A 22987-nucleotide genomic window follows, 5' to 3' on the forward strand; every position below is an offset into this window, starting at 1 on the left:
CAAACCCAGGAGGTGACGGATGCCCCGTCCAAGCGTGGAAGCCGAACGCAAGGCGCAGATCCTCGCGTCCACCTGCAAGGTGATCGCGGCCGAGGGCTTCCGGCATCTCCGGGTCTCCGACGTGGCCAAGGACGCCGGTGTCTCCGGCGGCACGGTGCACTACTACTTCGAGACCAAGCGCGAACTCACCGACGCGGCGTTCGAGCACTGCTTCGAGATCTCCGTGACGCGGCGCCGCTGGATCCTCGAGTCCGACGAGCCGCCGCTGTCACGCCTGCGCATGGTGGTCGAGTCGTACCTGCCCGAGGGCGCGGAGACCGTCGAGGCGTGGAAGGTCTGGGCCGAGCTGTGGGTCGAGGCGATCCGCAACCCGGAGCTGCAGGAGCTCAACGAGCGCTTCTACGGCGAGTGGCGCGACATCGTGGCGAGCATCTTCCGCGACGGTCAGGCGTCCGGCGACCTCGTCGCGTCCGGTGACCCGCTGGAGCTGGCGAACATGATGGTCAGCATGCTCGACGGCCTCGCACTGCAGGTGCTGGCGGGCTCGAAGGCGATGACGGTCGACACGATGCGCACGACGTGCCTGCGGTTCGTAGACCAGCTGTCGACCGCGTCCGTCTGACCAACTGCCCGGAAGCCCCGTCCGCCCCAACGAAGCTCTCCGCGTGCACTCCGGCAACGTGAGACGCGCTCGTGAAACAGGACTTCCGGCGAAGCGCTCAGACGTCCGGCGTGCGCGTTCTGTTGAACGGGAAATCCCCGGTCTCGCGTGACGTCGATCATCGGGGTTCAACCAGGGTTCGACCCCGATGCAACAAATGCCCGAAACTGGGCATCCTTGGTACATGACCACGACAGTTGCTTTGAGCAGGCCCAGGACCAACCGGATGATCGCGGGTGTCTGCGCGGGGCTCGCCCAGCGCTGGGGGATGAAGGCCGGCACGGTGCGCCTTCTGTTCCTGCTGTCCTGCCTTCTGCCCGGACCGCAGTTCGTCGTCTACATCATCCTCTGGGTGATGATGCCCGACCGCGGCTACTGATCGGCTCGCCGCCGGACTTCTCGAACAGGACGGCCTCGGGCAATCCCACGCGGGTGCCGTCGCCGAGGCTCCTGTTCGACGTCCACAGCTGAGCCCTCAGGGACTCGTTCTCGACGGACAGGACGTCGGCGTTGTGCCGCATCGGCTCTCCGGTGCCGCGCCGCCAGTGCGCGACGTCCGTCCAGAACCGCTCCACCTCGTCCCACACGTCGAGGGTGCGCGGCCCGAGGGCCATGCGGATCTCCTGCGGGGAGCGGACCTGCTCGAGGCCGTGCGAGGCGAGGTTCTGGAAGTCCTCGACCAGCTCGGCCACGAGCCCGTGGTTGGCGTCGTCGGCGAGCAGCTTCTCCGCGACCCGCGCGACCGTGGGCAGCACGTCGTCGGGCGCCGACCGTTGCGCGGCCACGTAGGCCGTGACCATGGCGGCGCTCGACTCGCTGCGGTCGGTCAGGTGCTTCCAGCCGAACCCCGACGCGTCGACCAGCTTCTGCGGCGCGGACCTGCGTCCCCACATGTGCTTCTCCCCCGGGCTTTGTCCGGTTGGGATCATCTCATCCGGACTCGCGGTGTTCGTCGCCGAGGGTGTCTGAGTGCTCGCACGCTGTTCAAACGTTGTTGCCGAGCACGTGGACGCGCTCTCGCAACCAGCGGGTCTCGTGCGCCGGCCAGGAGTCCGGCCGAAGTCGAACGCCGCCGTGCACCCGGCGGCTGCCGGACCGCGCGCTGTTCAGCGGTTCTCGTCGATCGGGATCGCGGCCAGCTCCTCCGACAGGCTCGTGAACGACTCCGGTTCCACCCGGAACCACCCGTCGAACGGCTGGGTCATCCCCAGGCACAGCACGCAGACGAAGGCGAGCACCGCCGAGGTCAGGCACATCTGCAGGATGTGGCGTTTGCGCGCGGTGAAGCCGATCAGCAGCGGGAACACGATCATCGCGACGGCGCCCGCGATCGTGCCGATCAGCATGATCCGGCCGGTGTTGTCGAGGCCGCTCGCCGAGTCCAGCCGGTCGCGCCGCAGGTCGGTGACCTCGCGCAGGCGTTCCAGCGACCGTTCGCGGGCGCTCTTCACGGCGTCCGGGGACGACGGCAGGGACAGGACGTCGGCGTGCAGCGAGTTGAGCGCCGCGGTGGTGGCGTCGTCGGACTCGCCGACGGCCAGCTTCGGCCATTCCTGGTCCGCCACCAGTTTCGGGTAGTCGGTGAGCAGCGTGCGGATCTGGTCGCGTTGCGGCTGCGGCATGACGGCGGTCTGCCAGTAGACGTCGGCGACGGCGGCGGCCTCCTTCGCGGCGTTGTCCTCGGCGGCGCCGCCCTCCTCCCAGACGATCACCATGTAGAACGCCAGTGCCACGATGAACAGGCCGCTGATCACCGCGCCGAGGAAGCCGCGCGAGTCGGCGTCCCTGTCGTCGGCCTGCTCGTGCGCGCGGGAACGCCCGAACAGCAGGAAGGCGATCGCCGTGACGACCACCGACGCGAGCACGATGACAACACCGGTCCACATGGCCTCCATCTCCCCACAGCGGACAGCGTTTGACCACCGGCACCACGCTTCCCGGCACTCTTCCCCGCCCATCAAGAGCAACGTGGTGTTGATCAAGCACACAGCAGGTCCACATCGGAGGGTGTGCCGCGAAGTCGTTGACACGAACAGGAGAACCGGTCACGGCCGTCCTCAACGGAGAGTGATCACGGCCTGAACCGCGTGCGGTGACAACCACCCGCGGGCGTGCCAACCTGTGCCGACCCCGACCGGAAGGCGTGGCATGCGTGTCCCGATCCTCATCGCCGTCGTGCTGCTGGTTCCGCTGTTCACGCCGGGGCCGCCGGTGGCCGCGGCCGAGGTGTGGCACACCCAGTTCGACGAGGCGGTGTACGGGGACGTCGCGGTCGTGGGCAACTCCGTCGTCACGTGCCCGACGGCCGAGCAGGCGGGGCCGCACCCGAAGTTCCCGCCGCGGTCCTGTGTGGACGCCTTGGACCGCAAGGGTTCCGGGCTGTCCGCGCTGAACAACGGCCACCGCATGTCGTGGCTCGACGAGGACACCGATCCGGCGACGTACAACTCGTCGACCGCCCGGCTCACGATCCCGGACGGCGCGACCGTCGCCCACGCCAAGCTCGGCTGGGCGGGCAGCGCGACCTGCCGGGACGGGGTGACCCCACCCGGCACCCCGAGGGATCCCGTCACGTTCAACGGCACCCGCGTCTCCCCCGCCACGTTCGTGGTCGACGAGCCGGACGACCTGACGCACACCGACAACGCCTTCTACAGCGCCGAGGCCGACGTCACGCGGGCGTTGACCAGCGGCACCGTGACGGTCGGCAACGTCTGGGCGCCGCAGGGGTTCGACTGCTTCGGCGGCTGGTCGCTCACGGTCGTGTGGAAGTTCGCGGGTGCCACCGCCGCCGCACCCGCCAAACGGCACGTGGCGGTGCACGGCGGGCACGTCCGGCTGCCCACCCGGAAGCCCGTGCTGACCACGCCGATCGCACCGACGCACCCCACCGGCGGGGTCGTCCGGATGGGAATCACGGCGTACGAGGGCGACTGGGCCACCGACGGCGACCAGATGCTGGTCAACGGATTCCAGGTCGGCGGGCGCAACGCGTTCACGTCGTTCGCGCAGGGAGCCGCGCACCCCAACAACATGAGCGTCGACGCACGGGTCGTGACCGTCGGCGAGAACGTCCTCAAACCCGGCACGAGGAGCGCCGAGCTGGGGTTCAAGCGGGCGGACGACGCGTTCCTCGTGCAGAGCGTCGCCTGGTCGTTCCCGCTGCCCGAGCTCACCCTCGCGGTCGCTCCCGAGAACCCGGCCGCGCACGCGAAGGAGACCGTCACGCAGACCGCGACCGTCACGAACGCCGGGGACGCTCCCGCCGCCGACGTCACGGTGTGCGGGCAGCAGGTCGGCACGCTCGCGCCGCGGGCGAGCGTGCGGCAGGCCTGCACGACCACGGCCGCGGACGACGACTACCCGGCGACCGTGGCGGTCAGCGGCACGAGCCTCGCGGGCGATCCGCTGACCGCGCAGAAGGCCTCGACCGTGGACGTGCTGCACCCGGCGTTGCGGGCGACCACCAGCACCGACCCGATGACAGCGCTGCCGGGGCAGGCGGTCACGTTCACGACGACCGTCACGAACACCGGCGACACTCCGCTCCTCGGCCTCACCGCGAAGGCGGGTGCCCCTTGTAACCCCATGCAGGGGCAACTCGACCCCGGTGCGTCGTCCACGGTGGACTGCACGGCGCCGGCCGGGGACGAGAGCGGCGCGCTGACCGCGACCGTCACCGCCGCCGACCGGATCGGCGGCCGGGTCGAGGCGTCGGCGTCGGTGCGGGTCGAGGTGATCTACCCGCGGTTGACGATCACCGCGGCCTGGTCGAAGGACCGGGCTCGCGACGGTGAGGAGGTCACGGTGACGGTCACCGTCGGCAACCCCTCGGACCTGCGGATCGCCGACGTCCGGGTCGAGGGCGAGCCCGCCGCGTGCCACCGCGCGTTCCCCGCCCTGGAGCCACGGCAGCGCGTCACCTACACGTGCCTCGCCACGGCGCCGCTGAACTCGCGGCTGACCGTGTCCGGGGCCGGCACGAACGTCGCCGTCAGCGAGAGCGCGCTGGTGCGGGTCGAGTCGCTGTCCGCCCCGCTGCCACCCCTGCCGGAACCCCCGGCACCGGGCGTGCAGCAGCCGCCGACACCGGTCGCGCACGTGCAGCAGGTGCCGAAAGCCGCGGCGGGCGGCATCGCGGCGGTGCTCGGGATGATCGGCATGGTGGTCGTGGCCAGCGCGTTGTCCGGTCTGGGACGCCGCTGAACGCCGGGCGAACGACCCGGCACAACGTGAACCCGGGCGTGTCGTTTCTGGGCCGGATGCGGTAGAAGGGTCGTGTGGAGATCACCGCCTTCCTCGAACGCAAGCTCGCCCGCCGGTTCCGGACCTACGACACCGACGGTGACGGGTTCATCGAGCGGGAGGACTTCGCCCAGGCGGGCGAGCGCACCACGAAGGCGTTCGGACTGGTCCACGACGACCCGAAAGCCGTGCGGTTCCACGGGATGTTGCTCGCGCTGTGGGAGCACCTGGTGTCGGTGACCGACCAGGACCGCGACGGCCGGATCAGCGTCGAGGAGTACAAGAGGGCGTTCGCGAACGGGTTGCTGGAGACACCTGAGTCGTTCGACGAGGGCTACGTGCCGTTCCTCGACGCGGTCATGGCCGTGGCGGACGAGGACGGCGACGGCAGGCTCACGCTGGAGGAGCACGTGAAGTGGACCGGCGCGTTGATGGGCCTGTCCGAGGCCGATGCGCGGGGCATCCACGACCTGCTGTCCGACGAGGACGGTCTGCTGTCCACACAGGCCTTGCTGGCGGCGATCCGGGAGTTCTACTTCTCCGAGGACCCCGCCGAGGCCGGCAACTGGCTGCTGGGGTCGTTGGACTGACGTGCTGCTCAAGACGCTGCAGGAGCACGCGGCCCGCGCCCAGCCCGCCGCTCACGTCGAGGAGGCGGGCGGCTGGTGGCTGCGGCACTCCCCCGGCGACGCCTGGTGGGTGAGCGCCGTGCTGCCGCACGACCGCGAGGACCGGGTCGCGCAGGCCGAGGAGTTCTGCGCCGAACGCGGCGCGCGGGTGCGGTTCCAGATCACGCCGGGCGTGTGCGCGGAGGACCTCGACGACACGCTCCACGCCAGGGGTTACACCCGGGGTCATGCCATGTCGTTGCAGATCGCGTCGACCGCGGACGTGCTGCGGCAGTCCGACTCGGACGCGGGCGAGGTGACGGTCCGGCCGACCGACGAGTGGCTCGCGGCGTGGCAGGCGGTGACGACGCGGGACGTGAGCGCCGAGCGCGACCTGCTCAGCCGCGTCGAGCACCCGTCCGCCTACGCGTACGCCGAGGTGGACGGCCAGGTCGTGGCCGTCGGGCGGGCGGTGGCCGAGCAGGGCTGGGCAGGCGTGTTCGGCATGGCGACGCTCCCCCACGCACGTGGTCAGGGCGCCGCACGGTCCGTGCTCGCCGCCTTGGCGTCGTGGGCGGCCGCGCGCGAGGCGAACCACATGTACCTGCAGATGGAAAAGGCGAACACCACGGCGTTCCGGCTGTACGAGCGGACGGGGTTCCGCGAGGTGTGCACCTACCACTATCGAATTCGTGGATGACCGATCACGAATCGAGAAGCACGAGCGGGGCGCGCGAGTTAGTTTTGCGCCATGACCAGGACGGCACCGCACGACGCGGACACCCACGACCTGATCCGCGTGCAGGGCGCGCGGGTGAACAACCTCCGCGACGTCGACGTGGAGATCCCGAAGCGGCGGCTGACGGTCTTCACCGGTGTCTCCGGCTCGGGCAAGAGCTCGCTGGTGTTCGGCACGATCGCCGCGGAGTCGCAGCGGCTGATCAACGAGACGTACAGCGCGTTCATCCAGGGTTTCATGCCGACGCTGCCGCGCCCGGAGGTGTACCTCCTCGAGGGCATCACCACGGCGATCCTGGTCGACCAGCAGCGGATGGGCGCCGACCCGCGTTCGACCGTCGGCACCGCGACCGACGTGAACGCGATGCTGCGCATCCTGTTCAGCCGCCTCGGCACGCCGCACATCGGTGGCCCGCAGGCGTTCTCGTTCAACGTCGCCTCGATCTCCGGCGCGGGCGCCGTGACGATCGAGAAGGGCGGCCAGAAGGTCAAGGAGCGCCGCGAGTTCTCCATCACCGGCGGCATGTGCCCCCGATGTGAGGGACGCGGGCAGGTGTCGGACATCGACCTGACAGAGGTCTACGACGAGTCGAAGTCGATCCTCGATGGCGCGATCAAGGTGCCCGGCTACAACGTCGACAACCAGTGGACCGTGCAGACGTTCGCGCAGTCCGGGTTCATCGACCCGGCCAAGCCGATCCGCAAGTACACCAAGAAGGAACTGCACGACTTCCTCTACCGGGACCCGGTCAAGATCAAGGTCAACGGCATCAACCTGACCTACGAGGGCCTGATCCCGAAGCTGCAGAAGTCGATGCTGTCGAAGGACCGCGAGGCGCTGCAGCCGCACATCCGGGCGTTCGTGGACCGCGCGGCGACGTTCGGCACCTGCCCCGACTGCGGTGGCACCCGGCTGACCGAGGCGGCGCGGTCGTCCAAGATCAAGGGCGTGTCGATCGCGGACCTGTGCGACATGCAGATCACCGACCTCGCCGACTGGATCCGCGGGGTGAAGGACAAGTCCGTGGCTCCGCTGATCGACAAACTCGCGCACACGCTCGACTCGTTCGTGGAGATCGGTCTCGGGTACCTGTCGCTGAACCGGCCCGCGGGCACGTTGTCCGGCGGTGAGGCGCAGCGCGTCAAGATGATCAGGCACCTCGGGTCGGCGCTGACCGACGTGACGTACGTGTTCGACGAGCCGACCATCGGGCTGCACCCGCACGACATCGAGCGGATGAACAACCTGCTGCTCCGCCTGCGCGACAAGGGGAACACGGTCCTCGTCGTCGAGCACAAGCCGGAAACGATCGCGATCGCGGACCACATCGTCGACCTCGGTCCCGGTGCGGGACGCAACGGCGGGACGATCTGCTTCGAGGGGTCGCTGGAGGGGCTGCGCAAGTCCGGCACCGTGACCGGCCGGCACCTGGACGACCGGGCGGCGCTGAAGCCGTCGGTGCGGGAGAAGACCGGCGTGCTGGAGATCCGGGGCGCTTCGGCGAACAACCTGCGCGACGTGGACGTCGACGTCCCCCTCGGGGTGCTGACCGTGGTCACGGGAGTGGCGGGGTCGGGCAAGTCGTCGCTGATCCACCAGTCCCTGCCGCGGGACTCGGGCGCGATCGTGGTGGACCAGACGCCGATCAAGGGCTCGCGGCGGTCGAACCCGGCGACCTACACCGGTCTGCTGGAGCCGATCCGCAAGGCGTTCGCCAAGGCCAACGGCGTGAAGCCCGCGCTGTTCTCGGCGAACTCCGAGGGCGCGTGCCCGAACTGCAACGGCGCCGGCGTCGTGTTCACCGACCTCGGGATCATGGCGACGATCGAATCCCCTTGTGACGTCTGCGAGGGCAAGCGGTTCGACCAGGCCGTGCTGGAGTTCAAGTTCGGCGGCCGCGACATCTCCGAGGTGCTCGCGATGCCGGTCGCGGAGGCCGTGGAGTTCTTCGGCTCCGGCGAGGCCAAGACCCCTGCCGCGCACGCGATCCTGCAGCGGCTCAACGACGTCGGCCTCGGCTACCTGTCGCTCGGCCAGCCGCTGACGACGCTGTCCGGCGGTGAGCGGCAGCGCCTGAAGCTCGCCACGCACATGGCCGACAAGGGCGGCGTCTACGTGCTGGACGAGCCGACGACCGGCCTGCACCTCGCGGACGTCGAACAGCTCCTGGGCCTGCTCGACCGACTCGTCGAGTCGGGCAAGTCGGTGATCGTGATCGAGCACCACCAGGCCGTGATGGCGCACGCCGACTGGATCATCGACCTCGGTCCCGGCGCCGGGCACGACGGCGGCAAGGTCGTGTTCGAGGGCACGCCGGCGGACCTGGTGGCCACGCGGTCGACGCTGACCGGCGAGCACCTGGCCGACTACGTGGGCGCGCCGGCCCGTCGCAAGAAGCGCTGAGGGGCTATTCGGCCGCTTTCTTGATGGAGGCGGCCTCGGCGGCCACGTAACGCCTGGTGATCGACCGGGTCAGCAGCCAGCCGAAACCGGCCAGCGGGCCGGTCAGCAGCAGGCCCAGGGTGAGCCGGGTGCCGTTCTCGTGCGGTTCGACGAGGTGCTCGGCCGTGATCGTCACGCCGGGCGACTTCGACACCCACGTGAACGAGGAGTTCTCGGTGAGTTCGGTGACCGTCCACACCGCCTCGGACAGCTTCGGCTGTTTGAGGCGGGTGCGGGCGCCGACGTGCAGGGGGCCGTCGTCGAGGCGCTCGGCGGTGGTGACGGTCGGGATGTGCTCCGGCCACCGTTCGACGTCGGCGAGCACCGCCCAGACCCGTTCGGGCGGTGCCGCGATCGTGGAGATGTTCTTCAGGCCCGGCATGGCCCCGAAGTCTAGAACCGCTTTTCGATCTCCTGCACCGCTTTCCCGGCGATCTTCCGCGCGGCCTCACGCGGCAAGCCGCCGTCGGTGAGGACCTTGGTCGTGAGCGCGCGCATGCTCGTGCGGATCTTCTCGAACGCCGACTCGGCCGTGGGGTCGATGTCTCCGAACAGGGTCCACCACCACCAGGAGTTCGTGGCGGAGTTCGCGACGACGTCCGGGACGATCACCGCGTCGATCTCGGCCTCGGCCTGCGCGGTCACCGGCATGTTCGCGGCTTCGACGATCAGCTTCGCGGTGACCTGGTGCGCGTTGGCGGCGTCGATCGCGTAGCTGGTGGCGGCGGGGACGAGGACGTCGGCGTCGAAGGTGAGCCAGCTGTCGCGGTCGTGTTGCCGGTCCTGCGGCCTGAGCCCGGTGCGGTCGATGGCGCCGTGCGCGTCCCTGGTGAGCAGCAGGGTTTCCACGTCGAGGCCGTCCGGGTTCGCGACGACTCCGTGGACGTCCGCGAGGCCGACGATCCTGACCCCGGCTCTGGCGAGGTAGCGGGCCGTCGCGCCGCCCATCGAGCCGAAGCCCTGCACGAACGCCGTGGGGTTGCCCAGGTCGAGGTGTTCGATGGCGGTGAGCGCGGCCTGCGCGACGCCGTAGCCGCCGACGAGTTCGTCCAGGCTGACGCCGTCGACGGTCACCGCGAACGCGTCCTTCAGCCGTTGGCGCGCCTTCTGCTCGTCGTCGAGCAACGGGTAGACGGCCTGGATGGACGATTCGAGTCCGATCCTCGCGATGGCCGCGTCGATCGTGGACTGCCGCAGCCCGAGGTCCTCGCCCATCGTCCAGAAGCGTTCGATGTAGGGGGACATGGCTTTCAGGTACGCGGTGAGGACGTCCTCCGCCCGCGGGTCGTAGGGGTCGAGGTCGATGCCACCCTTGGCGCCGCCGAGCGGGACGTACTTCGCGTGCGGGTCGTAGTTGAGGGCTTCCTTGGCGGTCATCCCCTCCGCCAGGCCGCGCACCTCGTCCATCGTGCAGCCCGCGCGCATGCGCAGTCCCCCGCTGCTGACCCCGCGCACCAGCCGGTCGATCACGAGGTAGCCGCGCGCCTGCGTGGCCGGGTCGGTCCAGGCGACCTGGAGGTAACTCATCGAACACCCCTTGACTTCAGCGTAGAACCGCGGCCGCGTGGTCCACCCCGAACAACTGACTGGCGAATCAGTCAACCATCTCGAGGGCCCAGCGGGAACTGACTCGGCGAACGCACGCACCTGCGCAAGTCTCTCCGCCGCGCGAACGTGACGTTCTCCCGACCGTGGTGTTCTTCGTGCGGCCTCGCTGCCGTGGCGGCCTCGCTGCGGACCGGCGAGCGGGTACCGATCGCCCGCATCGTCCTGCTGGGGTTCCTCATGATCTCGGTGGTCGTGAGCACTGCACCGCCGGCCTCGCTCACCTCGACATCTGCAGGAGGAACTCGGCGTTGCTCCGGGTCTTGCGCAGTCCTTCGACGAGCGCGTCGATCTCGCGGTCCGCCAAGGCCCGGCGCACCGCGTCCATGATGGCCATCTCCTGCGGCGACACCAGGAGTTCCGCCTTGCGCGTGCTCGACTGGACGAGGTCGATCGCGGGGTAGATCCGCCGCTGGGCGGCCTTGCGGTCGAGCTTGAGCTCGGCGTTGCCGGTGCTCTTGAGCTCCTCGAAGATCGCCGTGTCCGCCAGCGACCCGGTCTCGACCAGCGCGGTGGCGAAGATCGTGAGGCTGCCGCCGTTCTCGATGTTGCGCGCGGCCCCGAGGAACTGCTTCGGCGGCGTCAGCGCCCTGGCGTCGATGCCACCGCTGAGGATCCTGCCCCCGTTGGGCTGCGCGAGGTTGTACGCGCGCCCCAGCCGCGTGAGCGAGTCGAGCAGGACCACCACGTCCTGGCCGTCCTCGACGAGCCTCTTGGCCCGTTCGACCGCCAACTCGGCGACCCGGATGTGCTCGCCGGGGTGCTCGTCGAAGGTGGAGGTGAACATCTCCCCGGGGATCGTCGTTCGCATGTCGGTGACCTCTTCCGGCCGTTCGCCGACCAGTGCGACGATGAGGTGCACCTCGGGGTGGTTCTTCGCGATCGCCTGCGCGATCTGTTGCAGCACAATGGTCTTGCCCGCCTTGGGCGGCGCGACGACGAGCGCCCGCTGCCCCTTGCCGACGGGCATGACCAGGTCGATCGCCCGGCTGGTGAGCTCTTCCGGATCGTGCTCCAGCCGCAGCCTTTCGTTGGGGTAGAGCGGCGTCAGCTCTTCGAACCGCGGCCTCTGGTGCGGTGCGCGCCCGTTGACGGTGTCCACGCTCACGAGCCGGTCGTTCTCGGCTTCTCCGCTGATCCGGTCGCCGCGCCGCAGGTCGAACTGCCGCACGAGCGCCTGCGGAACCTGAGCCCCGCCAACGAGGAACGCCTTGTTGTTACGTACGTCGAGTACACCGATGTCCATCGGTACTGTCCTTTCAGGAGGGTTGCTCGAGGTGCGTCTCTGCAACTCCGCTCGCAGGGCCTCTTGTGGCCGTGCTCGTTTGCGGAGGAGAGCGCTTCGAATACAGGTCCACCAGCGTGAGAGGCTGGAGGGTCTTCGCTGCGGATCTCTGATGGTCCAGCAGCTGGTCCGGTCCTTACGTGTGCGTCCCGCACACCGCCGGTTGCGAACGAACCATAGCAGAGAACGTCAGTCACGCACCTGTTATTCCGAGCACGTGTCCCTCAACCGGACCAACAACGCCCGCGCGTCCTCCCGCATCAACGTACTCCACAACGCCAGATCCCGCGCCGCGTTGCACCTGACGTGCCTGGCGACGGACTCGTCCCACGCCACCGACCGGGCCACCCCGGCCGCCCACTCCCGCTGGTCGTGCCTGAGTCCGACCGCCACGCGCGCACACCGCATCCGCACGACGGCGTCACCCTCACTCGCCGCCAGCGCCCGCAACGGCTCCACCGCACCCAGCCGCTTCCACACCTCGACCCGCCGCAACGGGTCAGCCAGCGCCGCGAGCTCCGTCAGGGTGGCGACCACCTTCCGCCGAGACGTCCGAGCCGCCTGCAGGAGCGCCACGGCGGACTTGGCCCGAACCAGCACGGGAAGCCCGTCGTCCGCCATCATCACCAGCGCGATGGCCGCCGCCCGTTTCCTCCCCACCTCACCGAACTTCAGCAGGTGCCCGACCGACCGAACCCTCAACGCAGGACGGACAGCCCCGTCTTCGGCCACCTGTGCGAGCACTCGCACACCGGCGACGCGGTCCTCGGTCGTGCACGTCCGCAGCACCTCCGCCGCCCGCGCCCGCTCGACCGGTTCGCCCGCGTCTCTGATGCGGCGCAGGGCATCGACGTCCTCGCGGGCCGAAAGACCGTCGATGCGGTTCAGCCACACCTCGCCCGGCACGTCGACGTGGAGATCGTCGAGCACCTGAGCGGCCTGCCCGCGCACCCGACGCGGCAGGCCCACGTCCGTCACCTCGGCGAAGGCCTCGTCGCGCACCCGCCACCACTGCGCCTCACCCATCCCGGCGAGCGCGTTCCGCGCGAACCTGCCCGGCAACCGCTCCAGCACCGCGACAGCCTCGGCGTGGAAGGTGAACGAGATGCCGAACAACGCGACCGCCGCCCGGACACGTTCGCGCAGGCTGGTCTCCGGCGCCGCGATGACGTCGCGGATCTCCGCCACCGCCTCGTCACGCAACGGCAGGTCGTCCCACTGGTCGGCGGCCGGCACCCGATCCGCGATCGAGATCGACCGGATGTGCAGCCGGGTGCGTTCGAGATCCGTGCGCACCGGACGGTCCAGCGTGGCGACGAGCGGGTGCCACTCCTCTCCCAGGACGTCCGGCCCGCGCAGGACCTCGATCACGGCCCGCCGGTACCGGTCCGAGCGCGGGCGGAGCAGCGTGTCCAACTGCCGCAACGTCTTCGCCCGCTCGACCGCGGTGATGCCGGGATCCGCCACCAGCCGCCACAAGGCGTCGATCGAGAACTGCCAGGTTCTCCTGTCCAGCTTGGCCAGCGCACAGGCCGCCTGGCCTCGCTCCTCGACCGGCGCATCGGGGTCGTCCAGCGTCGCGCGGTGGAACGCGAGCGCCTCCGGTGCCGCAAGACTGAAGTAGGCCGATTCTCGCGGCCTTTGGCCCACTGTCGCATCCCGTGCGATCCGGAGCAGTTCATCCTCGTCACCGAGCGCTGTGGCAGCCGAGATGCGCTTGGCCACGGCCGTTGCGTCGGAGGCCAGCTGGGCTCGGAACCTCCCGCTCAAGTCCACACCGGACGAAAGCAGGTCACCGACCAGGTCCTTCAGCCGCTCGAACAGGAAGTACCTCGCGGCGGACGCGACCAGGTCCGCCGCGAGTTCCGACCTGGCAGCGAGCGCTGCCCCTGCTCGCTGCGCGGGATCAGCACCGGGGAACTCGGCCAGGCTCCGCAAGGCCGCCACCGTCTCCGGTTCCTCGCCGTGTCCCAGAACCTGCAGCGCCTGCAGCGCACTCCACCTCCGCGCGGTGGAGGTGCGGCCATCGGCGAGCACCGCGTGTAGTGCCCGAGCCAGTTGCGCGCGGGGCCCAGGGCCGTTGCTGGAGTGGTAGGTGACGGCGTAGACGAAGTCGGTGATCATCGGCTGGCCTGTGATCATCCGGCTCAGTTCGACGGCGGACTCGCGGTCGAACCGGCCGGCCAGCAGGCTGAGCCCGCTGGCGGCGGTGAGGCGGGCACGCATCGGGCGACGCGCGTCCCGCACCACCGCCCGCAACACCTCGACCGCTTCGTCCGCCCGTGCACCGTCCCCGTGCGCCACAGTCGCCGCCAGCACGTGCATCACGTCGGAATCCTCCGGCGTGGCGCCTTCGACCAACGCGCTGAACGCTTCGTCACCCGCGCTGGTACTCCCCAGTTCGTAGAAGGCCTGCGGTTCCACGGATGTGATCTGCCACAACGCTGCGATCACTTCAGTGTGGAGTTCCGGCCCGGACCGGATGAGGATGTTCGCGGCACGGCACCGCACCTCGGCGGCTACCGCTGCGTCTGCGAGCAGATCACGGAGGTCGGCGATCGCACGTGCCCGATGAGGCGCGCCGAACCGGGCGACCTCGTTCAGCACGGTGACGTGGTCGTGCGATCCGCGCGGTGGGCTGGACCCCAGCAGGGCTTCGGCCGCCTCGCCCCGGTACGCGGGTCCGACACCTCCCAGGGCAGCTGCCGCCCGCGTGACGTTGTTCCAGTTCTGATGACGTTCGGAGAGCATCTTCCGCAGCCCGGCCAGTGCCGCGTCGCGTTCCGGCTGATGAGTCACCAGCCGCCCGAGCAGGATCGACCGGTCGAACGCACGCCCGGCGTTGACCGCCATCTCGGCGAGCAACCGGCCCGCTGAGTGGCGTTGCTGTGACCCCAACTCGCTCAACGCTCGTGCCGCTCTGACCTGACCACTCGCGGACAACCGGCGGTCGGTGATGTGCGCGGTGAGCGCGGTGGCCGCCTGTTCGAGGTGCGCGGGGCTGATCGACGCAAGTCCGAGCGCAGCCGTGTCCCAGCAGTGCGCGGTCCCTTCCGCACCGCGCAGAACGACCAGGAGGTGGTGTGCGCAGAAGTCGGCGAACTCGGGACTGATCTCCAGCAGACCCGTTGCCGCTTCCACGACGTGACCCGGCCGTGAGTCCTCATCGGACAGAATGCGGACCAGCGAGTCGACCGCGAGCTTGCGAGCCGCGCCATCGAATGCCGCCAGCACGACAGCAGCGACCCGCAACGACACGTCGTCGGCGTTGGGGTCGGCGAGCACTTCGCGCAGGCCGCGTTCCGCCGTCTCGCGTTCGTGAGACCCGCACTGCGCAAGCGCTTCCGCGGCCTTGAGCCGGTCGCTCACCAGCGCACGCGGCTCGTCCACCAACTGGCGCAGGAACCTCGTCGCCTCCGCGCTGTGCGGGCCCCGCACCCGGATCGCCAGTGCGGCAGCACATTCCGCCCGTGACCGTGTCGGCGCGTCGCTCTGGTGCATCAAACTGCGCAGCCACGGCACCAGGTCGGGGTAGCGGGTCGCACGGGTCGCCTCGCTGAGGATCTCGGGTGCGTCGGCGTGCGTGGTCATCGCCCAACCGCGCACCGTCGCCAGGAACGCCTCGGGTGAGGCGGGCAGGTGGTGGGCCAGCAGGCGGGCCGCCAGGAGGTGTTGGGACGCATCGCCTTGGTGGAGCCACGCCAGGAGGCGGTCGGCTTCCGCGGGGTGCAGGCGCGTGTGGTGCAGGAGGACGGCTCGGGCGAAGCGGCCCGACTCGCGGGCTTCGGCCGCGTGCAGGAGGTCGGCGAAGGCGTCCGGGCAGAACTCGTCGGGAAGTTCGCGGGCGCGTGAGGTGGCGGCGAGGTGTTCGGCGAAGCTCTGGTGCAGGAACTGGAGGTCGTCACCGCGCAGGATGAACGGGCCGACGGAGAGCAGGTAGTCGGCCAGTTTCTCGGGCCACACGTTCTCCGCCACGAACTCGCGGGCGGCGGGCAGGAGGGGGAGGTCGGTTTCCAGGCGAACGCGCGCCAGGTGTTCGAGGAGGTTCTCGCGGTCGAAGCGATCCGGCTGGTCCCGGCGGATGTGGGCCAGGTAGGTGTCGTAGAGGGAGTACTGGTTGCCGGGCAACGGGGTCGAGGCGTACTCGCCGTAGATGATCGCGGCGATCGTGGCGAGCAGGGGAACCTGGAGCAGTTCGTCGAGGTGGGCCTCGCGGATCTGGCGCAGGAAGCGGTGGGCGTCGTCCTCGGGGAACCAGTTGGTGGCGAAGCGGCGCAGGGCGGTCGCGTCGAAGGGCTGGATCTCGTAGCGGACGGCGCCGATGCGGTGCAGGGACGCCAGTGCGCCGCCTTCGGTGGGGCGGGTGGTGAGCAGGAGGCGGTAGGTGTCGTCGGAGGCCCAGGCGGCGAGGGCGTTGACGAGGCGGAGGCGTTGGTCGGCGTCGGAGACCTCGTCGAGGCCGTCGACGAGCAGGAGCCAGCGGCAGCCGACCGGGCGGGTGGTGAAGAGTTCGGGGTCGACGGACGAGCGCAGCAGCGGGCCGTATTCGGCGGCGGCGCTGTCGGCCAGGGCCTGGGCGAACGACAGGTCGAGGCGGCCGGCCAGGGCGCGGGCGGTGATCCGGAGGGGCACCACCGGTTCGGTCAGCGGGGCGTTGTCGGTGCGGGTCTTCCAGTGCTGGGCGATGTCGGCGGCCAGGCGCAGGGTCAGCGTGGACTTGCCGAGGCCCGGGCCGCCGGTGACGACGAGGTGGTCGTCGGCGTCGAGGGCGGTGCTCATCGCGCGGGACGGTGGGCGGACGGTGATGCGCACGGCCGGGCGGGCCGGCGTTTCGACCAGCCTGCCGTCGTCGTCCAGGACGGGGCCCTGGCGGGGCGTCTCGGGTTCGTCCACGGCGGTGCCGAGGTCCTGGCGGACGTAGACGGTGTCCAGGGACGGTTTGCGGGCGCCCGGCAGGCGGTACGGGGTCTCGTGCGCGGCGTGCAGTTGCGCCCACAGCAACGACTGGATCTCCGGTGGCGGTTCGGGAGCGTCAGTCCAGTTCGCGGGTGGGTCGTGGGCCACGCGAGGGGTCTTGCCAGGGTGGACGTGCACGTCGCCGTGGATGTTCTGGGCCTGGAACACCGTGCCCGTGACGTCACCGGTGCTGAAACCCAGGTCGTCGCGTGCCATCCGGGGATGATCCCACGCCGCGCAGCGTCGTTCCTGGACAAAACAAGGACTTCAGGCGCCGGCCAGGTCCCCGGTCACGTGGATCACCGTCGGACGGTCCGCGGTGAACGCCTTGCGCAACGCCGTCGTGAGCCTGTCCTCGTCGTCGACGGTGACCCCGTGGCAGTTGAGGCCGCGCGCCACCTTCGCGAAGTCGACGCCCGGGAGGTTCACGCCGTGCACGGGTTCGCTGCGGTCGACCATCTCGCGGCGGATCTCGCCGTAGCCGCCGTTGTCGGCGACGACCACGGGCAGCGGCAGGCGTTCCTGGGCCGCGGTGGCCAGTTCGGCGACGGTGAACATCATGCCGCCGTCGCCGTGCAACGCCACGACCTGGCGGTCCGGGGCCGCCATCTTGGCGCCGATCGCCGCCGGCAGGCCGTAGCCGAGGGTGCCGAAACCCGTGGGGTACAGGAAACTCGCCGGGCGGTCGAGCCTCAGGTTGGACAGAGCGCCGTAGTAGCAGGCCATCGCGCTGTCGCCGGCGATGATCGCGCCGGGGGCCACCGCGTCGGCCAGCGACCCCACCAGGGGTAGCCACGGGGCGCCCTGGGTCCTGGCCTGTTCGGTGAAGAGCGTGCGCCAGCGGTCGGCACGGGTGGCGTCGACGGCGCCCGCCGGGTTGCCCAGGCGTTGGTTCAGGGCCGCGACCGTGGCCTCGGCGTCGCCCACCAGCGGGTAGCCGGGCAGGGCGTTGGTGATCATCTGGGCCGGGTCGACGTCGATCCTGATCAGGTCACCGGGGAACTCCAGCGGGCCGTTCCAGAGGTCGGTGGAGGCCAGTTCCGTGCCGACGGCGAGGACGGCGTCGCACTCGGCCACGAAGTCCGCCACCGCCTGGTGGTGCAGGCCCGCGCCGATGGACAACGGGTGGTGCTCGGAGACGATCCCCTTGCCGTTGGCCGTGGTCACGACCGGGGCACCGAGGCGTTCGGCCAGAAGCGTGATCTGCTCGGAGGCCGCTTTGGCACCGCCACCGATGATCATGCCCGGTGCCGTGGCGGCGTTCAGACGCCTGGCCGCGGCGGCGATCGTCACGGCGTCGGCCGGCGGGTGGGCGAGCACCAGCGGGGGCACCTCCACGACCTCGTCCAGGGCGTCGATGAGGTCCAGCGGGATCTCCAGGTGGGCCGGCCGGGGGCGGCCCGCGGTCATGTGCGCGAAGGCCTGCGCCACGGCCAGGGGGATCTCGGCGACGCTCTGGACCCGGTTCGAGTACCCGATCACGGCCTCCAGCGCGACGCTCTGGTGGCGCACCTCGTGCAGGGTGCCGTTGCCGCGGCCGGGGTGCCGCGACGGCATGCCCGGCGAGATGAGCAGGACGGGCACCGAGTCCGAAGAGGACTGCGTCACCGCGGTCATGGCGTTGAGGACGGCGGGGCCGCTCGTGGTGAGGCAGACGCCGACCTTGCCGGTCACGCGGGCGTAGCCGTCGGCCGCGAAGCCCGCGCCCTGCTCGTGCCGGGGCGTCACGTGCTGGACGGAGTGGCCGGCCAGCGCCCGGTAGATGCCGAGGTTGTGGGTGCCGGGGATGCCGAAGACCAGCTCGGTGCCGTGGGCCACGAGGGCGCGCACCAGGGCGTCGGCGCCGCTCAGGCGAGGTGGGGTCGTGCTCATGCCACGCGTTGTCCGCTCGTGTCGTTCACTTCGCTGGAGGGGATGATCAGCGCGTCCACCGCGAGGACGCCGTCCGGTCCCACGCGCACCGGGTTCAGCTCGATCTCGGCCAGGTCCGGTCTGGCCGCCAGCGTCTCGGAGATCTGGGCGATCACCTCGGCCAACGCTGCCACGTCGACCGGCGGGGCGCCACGCGCGCCTGACAGGAGCGGGGCAGAGATGAGGCGTGCCAGCATGTTCCTCGCCGTGGCGGGGGTCACGGGGGCGAGTTCGACGGCCGTGTCCCGCAGGAGTTCCGCGTGCACGCCGCCCGCTCCGACGAGGACGACCGGGCCGAACGAGTGGTCGCGCTGGGCGCCGATGATCAGCTCGACGGTGTGGTCGCGCCCGTCCATCTCCTCCAGGACGTACGTGCCCGGTCCGAGCCTCGCGCGCATCTCGTCGAACGCCGCCGCGGGATCGGTGAGGTCGAGCCGCACGCCGCCGTGCTCGCTCTTGTGCGCGAGCCAGTCGGCTTTGAGCGCGAACGGCCCGGTCAGCGGCGTGCCCGTCACGTCGGCGGCGGACGTCACGGCGTGGGCCCGCGGGAACCGCACGAAGTCCAGCAGGTCGCGGGCCGCGAGGTACCCGGGCCGGTACGCCGTGGTGGTCGTGGCGCGGGGAACCGCCGCCGCGGTGTGCCTGGTCAGGCGGTGCGCGTTGCCCAGGGCGGCCATCGCGCGTTCGATCGTGTGCTGGACGGGGACGCCGCCCGCGCGCAGCACCCGGACGGCGGCGGAGTCCGCGCGCATGCTGTGCACGAGCACGGGCACGCCGGTTTCCCTTGCCAGCGAGCAGATCCGGGTCGCCACGGTCACCTCGGCCGCCTCCAGCGACGGCGCGTCCTCGCCGTAGCTGCCGAAGTACCCGGACAGCACCACGGTGTCGATCTCACCGCCGCGCGCCAGCACCTCGACGGCCCGCGCGTAGTTCGCGAGGTCCTGTTCCCCCGTGCCGGCGAGGTCGATCGGGTTGCGCACGGACGCGCCGGCGGGCAGACCGTCCACAGCGGACAGTGGCGGCACCGCGAGACCCGCCGCCACCGCGAGGTCGGCCGCGATGGCGCCCTGACCACCCGAGTCGGAGATGACCCCCACCCTGCTCCCGCCCGGCACCCCGCTCGTCAGCACCGACGCCAGGTCGACCAGCGCCGCGGGCGTCGTCACCCGGACCGCGCCCGCCCGGCGGCAGGCCGCGTCCACGACGTCCAAGGACGACGTCAGCGCGCCCGTGTGCGTGCGCGCGGCCTCCTGGGCGGCGAGCGAGGACCCGACGGTCAGCAGCACCACGGGCTTCCCGGCGGCGCGCAGGTCCGACATGGCCGCCACGATCCCGGGGCCGAAGCTCTCCAGGTACACCCCCACGACGGTGGTCAGGTCGTGGGACACCAGGTCCCGCAACGCTTCCGCGGCCGTCACGTCCGCCTGGTTGCCGACCGAGACGAACCTGCTGACGCCGATCCCCGTCGACGCCGCGAGCCCGGCGATCTCCAGCCCGACCTGCCCGCTCTGCGACACCACGCCGAGCGATCCGGCCTGGAACCGGCCCCACGCGAGGTGCAGCGACGTCGCCGCGTCGAACACGCCCAGGCAGTTGGGGCCCAGCAGACGCGCGCCCGCCTCGCGGATGCGGCCGACGACGGCCTCGTCGATGCCCGCGGGGATGCCGACGAAGCCGCGCACGCCGACCGCGAGCGCCTCGTCCACCACGGCGGGCACGTGCGCCGCGGGCACGGCCAGCACGACCAGTTCGGGAGCCTCGTCCAGTTCGGAGAGCGACCGCACCGTGGGCCGTCCGAGCACGGCGCCGCCACCGCGGTTGACCAGGTGCACGGTGCGGCGTTCGTGGCCGTCGAGGGCACCGCGCGCGAGCCAGTGCCCCCACTTGGCGGGGTCGTCGCTGGCGCCGACGACGGCGACGGACGCGGGGTCGGAGAAGATCATCTGGCACCGAGGCCGCGGGAGATGATCAGGCGCTGGATGTCCGAGGTGCCTTCCTCGATCTCCTCGAGCTTCGCGTCGCGCATCCAGCGTTCGACGGGGTGCTCACGGGAGTACCCGTAGCCCCCCAGCGTCTGCACGGCGGCGTGCGTGCACCACATGGCGTTCTCGGAGCCGACGAGCTTGGCCATCGCCGACTCCTGCGCGACCGCGTGCCCGTCGTCGTGCAGCGTCGCCGCCCGGACGGTGAGCAGGTGCGAGGTGTCGACGCGGGTGGCCATGTCCGCGAGCCGGAACGCCACAGCCTGGTGCTGAATGATCGGCTTGCCGAACTGCACGCGTTCGGTGGCGTACGCGGTGGCGAAGTCCAGTGCGGCGCGGGCGAGTCCGGTGGTGGCGGCGCCGATCAGGATGCGCGAGGCGTCGAAGGTCCGCATCAGGCCGGCGAACCCCTGCCCCTCCTCGCCCAGCCGGTCCGCGACGGGCACGCGCACGTCGTCGAGGAACACCTCGGCGTTGACGATCGCGCGCTGCCCCATCTTCTTCAACGGTGGCCCGACGGTGAGCCCCGGCGCGGACCGCGGCACGACGAAAGCCGTGACACCACGGGACCTCAGCGCCGGATCGACGGTCGCGAAGATCACGAACATCTCGGCGTACGGCGCGTTGGAGATCCACGTCTTCTGTCCGTTGAGGACGTACTCGTCGCCCTCGCGCCGCGCCGACGTCCGGATGCTCGCCGCGTCCGACCCGCTGCCGGATTCGGTGACGGCGACGGCGGTGAGCGGTGGTGCCGCGCCGCAGAGCGGTGTGAGGAACCGTTCCTGCTGCTCGGGTGTGCCGAGGATTTCGATCGGAGCGCTGAAGAACCCGTTCGAGGTGACCAGGTTGCCGATGCCGATGTCGCCGTGGCACAGCTCCTGCTGGACCAGCACCTGGGTGAGCAGGTCCGTGACGCCACCGCCGCCGAACTTCTCCGGGAGCATGAACGAGGTCAGCCCGAGCGCCGCCGCCTTCTCCCACACGTCGAGCGGCGACTCGGTGTCCGCCTCGTCGACGGCACGCCCGCGCGGCCGGATCTCGCGCGCGGCGAACTCCCCGGCCAACTCGACGAACTGCTGTTGTTCGGCCGTGAGCCGCAGGCCGTCGCGGACGGTCCGCCCCATCTCGCACCCCTAAATTGACTGACGAATCAGTTATTCACGATCCAGGGGGCAGCCTAGCTCCGCCAAGACGCCTCATGAGGTCCGCGAACGGGTGACTACCAGGGCAGATGCGATCACTCGCCTGGAGCAGCGGACCAACTGACAGCACACACGCTCGACTCCACGGCGTCGCTGAAAGTCGCGCCGGGGAACGCGAGCGCGTACTCGCGGCGGAACTCCTGACGGCTCAGCACGTGCGCGTCCGCCGCCAGGTTCCGCCACTGCTCGTGCCGCTTGAGCCGCACGGCGGCGAGCGCGTCCCCGACCGATCCCCCGGCCACACCGGCCCGCACCGCGCCGCGGACCGTGCGCCCGAGGCGGTAAACCCGGTACGCCACCGGGTTCGCGGCCCAGCGAGGGGTGTGCCGGACGACGTCGACGACCACGACCTGACCGCCGGGCCGCACGAGCCGCCGGACGTGCGCCAGGTAGGCGGCCGGGTCGGAACCGAGGTGGTGCAACGTGTTGACGCCGAGCACGAGGTCGAAGACGCCGAGACGCTCCGGTGTCGCCTCCCACAGGTCGCCGACGTCGCACTTCACCGCCGGGAACCGCGCCTGCGCCAGGTCGATCATGCGCGCGGAGGCGTCCACCCCGACCACCTCGCCGTAGCGGTCGGCCAGCAGGTCGAGGAACCGGCCGGAGCCGCACCCGAGGTCGATCGCCCTGCCGCCGGACGCGGGCAGCACGCCCGTGATCCAGCGGCGGAAGCGGTCCTGCGTGAGGGACGCGAACCTGTCGTACAGGTCGGCGATCGGGTCGAACGTCGCGCCGGACGTGCGGCGCACCTTCATGATCACGTTGACGGAGAACGTGATCATGGTGGTGACCATTGTGGAACGTTGCCGTTCCAGAAACCGCAATACACCCAGGAGAGTGACCTAAGCGCGCAGAGCCGCGCGCACGATCTCCAGCGCCTCCTGAGGTGCGAGCCCCAGCTCCGCGGACATCGCCGCGTAGTGGGCAGCCGCCGCACGAACGCGTTCGCGGTTGCTGTCGCCGTTCGCGCTGACCACCGTGCCTGCCCGGCCCCGCGTCTCGACGAGACCGGCTTCTTCCAGCTCACGATAGGCGCGCGCCACCGTGTTGACCGCCAGACCGAGGTCTTTCGCCAGGGCCCGCACCGTGGGCAACTTGGCGCCCACGGGCAACTCCCGGTTCGAGATGGCGTGTGCGTAGTGCACGCGCACCTGCTCGTACGGAGGTGTGTCCCCCTGGTGGTCGATCTTCACCACGCCGCATCCTCCCCGCATGTAGCTACTTCTGTATTGACCAACGGGAGAAGGCGGCGGAGGTTGCGGTCAATTCAACGCGGATTCTTCCGTGCTCCGCTCGGGGAGAGCGGGAGGCCGGCGACGGCCGGGCTCACGACGGGGTCGGGTCGGCCACC

17 protein-coding genes are annotated in these 22987 nt (G+C 70.6%); 6 read left to right on the plus strand and 11 right to left on the minus strand.

Features of this window, described 5'->3' with window-relative positions; genetic code table 11:
* Positions 1 to 19 precede the first annotated feature (19 nt).
* Both QSK25_RS25150 and QSK25_RS25155 read left to right on the plus strand, forming a co-directional pair.
* Positions 20 to 622 carry a TetR/AcrR family transcriptional regulator gene (locus tag QSK25_RS25150; RefSeq protein ID WP_285641748.1) on the plus strand — a complete coding sequence of 201 codons (603 nt, stop codon included), beginning with the start codon at positions 20 to 22 and terminating at the stop codon, positions 620 to 622.
* 223 nt (positions 623 to 845) lie between these two features.
* On the plus strand, positions 846 to 1040 hold the full coding sequence (locus tag QSK25_RS25155; RefSeq protein ID WP_285641751.1) for a PspC domain-containing protein: 195 nt from the start codon (positions 846 to 848) through the stop codon (positions 1038 to 1040).
* Here the strand turns inward: QSK25_RS25155 and QSK25_RS25160 are convergent.
* Entirely contained in the window at positions 1003 to 1554 is a 552-nt protein-coding gene (locus QSK25_RS25160) for a hypothetical protein (protein ID WP_285641754.1), read from the minus strand. The two genes, QSK25_RS25155 and QSK25_RS25160, sit on opposite strands and share 38 nt — an antisense overlap.
* A 213-nt stretch (positions 1555 to 1767) precedes the next feature.
* Entirely contained in the window at positions 1768 to 2547 is a 780-nt protein-coding gene (locus QSK25_RS25165) for a bestrophin-like domain (RefSeq protein ID WP_285641755.1), read from the minus strand.
* A gap of 262 nt (positions 2548 to 2809) precedes the next feature.
* Between QSK25_RS25165 and QSK25_RS25170 the strand changes: the two genes are divergently transcribed.
* The 4 genes from QSK25_RS25170 (at position 2810) to QSK25_RS25185 (ending at position 8656) form a co-directional block, all read left to right on the plus strand.
* Complete coding sequence (locus tag QSK25_RS25170) at positions 2810 to 4867, plus strand: hypothetical protein (RefSeq protein ID WP_285641756.1); 2058 nt, start codon at positions 2810 to 2812, stop codon at positions 4865 to 4867.
* Between the two features lie 74 nt (positions 4868 to 4941).
* Positions 4942 to 5496 carry an EF-hand domain-containing protein gene (locus QSK25_RS25175; protein WP_285641757.1) on the plus strand — a complete coding sequence of 185 codons (555 nt, stop codon included), beginning with the start codon at positions 4942 to 4944 and terminating at the stop codon, positions 5494 to 5496.
* A 1-nt stretch (position 5497) separates the two neighbouring features.
* Positions 5498 to 6214: a GNAT family N-acetyltransferase gene (locus tag QSK25_RS25180; protein ID WP_285641760.1), complete on the plus strand. Its 717-nt coding sequence runs from the start codon at positions 5498 to 5500 to the stop codon at positions 6212 to 6214.
* 51 nt (positions 6215 to 6265) lie between these two features.
* Entirely contained in the window at positions 6266 to 8656 is a 2391-nt protein-coding gene (locus QSK25_RS25185; protein WP_285641765.1) for an ATP-binding cassette domain-containing protein, read from the plus strand.
* 4 nt (positions 8657 to 8660) lie between these two features.
* Here the strand turns inward: QSK25_RS25185 and QSK25_RS25190 are convergent, their stop codons facing one another.
* The 9 genes from QSK25_RS25190 to QSK25_RS25230 form a co-directional block, all read right to left on the minus strand.
* Complete coding sequence (locus QSK25_RS25190; protein WP_285641766.1) at positions 8661 to 9077, minus strand: SRPBCC family protein; 417 nt, start codon at positions 9075 to 9077, stop codon at positions 8661 to 8663.
* Positions 9078 to 9088: 11 nt separating this feature from the next.
* Positions 9089 to 10222, minus strand: a complete 1134-nt coding sequence (locus tag QSK25_RS25195; RefSeq protein ID WP_285641768.1) for a Glu/Leu/Phe/Val dehydrogenase dimerization domain-containing protein — start codon at positions 10220 to 10222, stop codon at positions 9089 to 9091.
* A gap of 298 nt (positions 10223 to 10520) precedes the next feature.
* On the minus strand, positions 10521 to 11546 hold the full coding sequence (gene rho, locus QSK25_RS25200; protein WP_352236320.1) for a transcription termination factor Rho: 1026 nt from the start codon (positions 11544 to 11546) through the stop codon (positions 10521 to 10523).
* Between the two features lie 243 nt (positions 11547 to 11789).
* The gene (locus tag QSK25_RS25205; protein ID WP_285641771.1) at positions 11790 to 16757 is read right to left on the minus strand and encodes an NACHT domain-containing protein; all 4968 of its coding nucleotides are present in this window, start codon (positions 16755 to 16757) and stop codon (positions 11790 to 11792) included.
* A gap of 51 nt (positions 16758 to 16808) precedes the next feature.
* Positions 16809 to 18413, minus strand: coding sequence for a thiamine pyrophosphate-binding protein (locus QSK25_RS25210; RefSeq protein ID WP_285641772.1), 1605 nt, complete (start codon positions 18411 to 18413; stop codon positions 16809 to 16811).
* Complete coding sequence (locus QSK25_RS25215; protein ID WP_285641773.1) at positions 18410 to 20395, minus strand: acetate--CoA ligase family protein; 1986 nt, start codon at positions 20393 to 20395, stop codon at positions 18410 to 18412. Before QSK25_RS25215 ends, QSK25_RS25210 begins: the two co-directional genes overlap by 4 nt.
* Positions 20392 to 21558, minus strand: coding sequence for an acyl-CoA dehydrogenase family protein (locus QSK25_RS25220; protein WP_285641774.1), 1167 nt, complete (start codon positions 21556 to 21558; stop codon positions 20392 to 20394). Before QSK25_RS25220 ends, QSK25_RS25215 begins: the two co-directional genes overlap by 4 nt.
* Before the next feature lie 113 nt (positions 21559 to 21671).
* The gene (locus QSK25_RS25225) at positions 21672 to 22430 is read right to left on the minus strand and encodes a class I SAM-dependent methyltransferase (RefSeq protein WP_285641775.1); all 759 of its coding nucleotides are present in this window, start codon (positions 22428 to 22430) and stop codon (positions 21672 to 21674) included.
* Positions 22431 to 22478: 48 nt separating this feature from the next.
* Positions 22479 to 22850, minus strand: coding sequence for a GntR family transcriptional regulator (locus QSK25_RS25230; RefSeq protein ID WP_502881895.1), 372 nt, complete (start codon positions 22848 to 22850; stop codon positions 22479 to 22481).
* Positions 22851 to 22987: the final 137 nt, after the last annotated feature.

The sequence above is a fragment of the Lentzea sp. NBRC 102530 genome, from assembly GCF_030269365.1.
Taxonomy (GTDB): Bacteria; Actinomycetota; Actinomycetes; order Mycobacteriales; family Pseudonocardiaceae; genus Lentzea.

Coding starts and splice junctions, on each gene's coding strand:
- QSK25_RS25185 (WP_285641765.1), top strand. CDS start 6,266: ATGACCAGGACGGCACCGCACGACGCGGACACCCACGACCTGATCCGC.
- QSK25_RS25210 (WP_285641772.1), bottom strand. CDS start 18,413: ATGAGCACGACCCCACCTCGCCTGAGCGGCGCCGACGCCCTGGTGCGC.
- QSK25_RS25215 (WP_285641773.1), bottom strand. CDS start 20,395: ATGATCTTCTCCGACCCCGCGTCCGTCGCCGTCGTCGGCGCCAGCGAC.
- QSK25_RS25160 (WP_285641754.1), bottom strand. CDS start 1,554: ATGTGGGGACGCAGGTCCGCGCCGCAGAAGCTGGTCGACGCGTCGGGG.
- QSK25_RS25230 (WP_502881895.1), bottom strand. CDS start 22,850: ATGCGGGGAGGATGCGGCGTGGTGAAGATCGACCACCAGGGGGACACA.
- QSK25_RS25190 (WP_285641766.1), bottom strand. CDS start 9,077: ATGCCGGGCCTGAAGAACATCTCCACGATCGCGGCACCGCCCGAACGG.
- QSK25_RS25220 (WP_285641774.1), bottom strand. CDS start 21,558: ATGGGGCGGACCGTCCGCGACGGCCTGCGGCTCACGGCCGAACAACAG.
- QSK25_RS25150 (WP_285641748.1), top strand. CDS start 20: ATGCCCCGTCCAAGCGTGGAAGCCGAACGCAAGGCGCAGATCCTCGCG.
- QSK25_RS25170 (WP_285641756.1), top strand. CDS start 2,810: ATGCGTGTCCCGATCCTCATCGCCGTCGTGCTGCTGGTTCCGCTGTTC.
- QSK25_RS25205 (WP_285641771.1), bottom strand. CDS start 16,757: ATGGCACGCGACGACCTGGGTTTCAGCACCGGTGACGTCACGGGCACG.
- QSK25_RS25165 (WP_285641755.1), bottom strand. CDS start 2,547: ATGTGGACCGGTGTTGTCATCGTGCTCGCGTCGGTGGTCGTCACGGCG.
- rho (WP_352236320.1), bottom strand. CDS start 11,546: ATGGACATCGGTGTACTCGACGTACGTAACAACAAGGCGTTCCTCGTT.
- QSK25_RS25195 (WP_285641768.1), bottom strand. CDS start 10,222: ATGAGTTACCTCCAGGTCGCCTGGACCGACCCGGCCACGCAGGCGCGC.
- QSK25_RS25155 (WP_285641751.1), top strand. CDS start 846: ATGACCACGACAGTTGCTTTGAGCAGGCCCAGGACCAACCGGATGATC.
- QSK25_RS25225 (WP_285641775.1), bottom strand. CDS start 22,430: ATGGTCACCACCATGATCACGTTCTCCGTCAACGTGATCATGAAGGTG.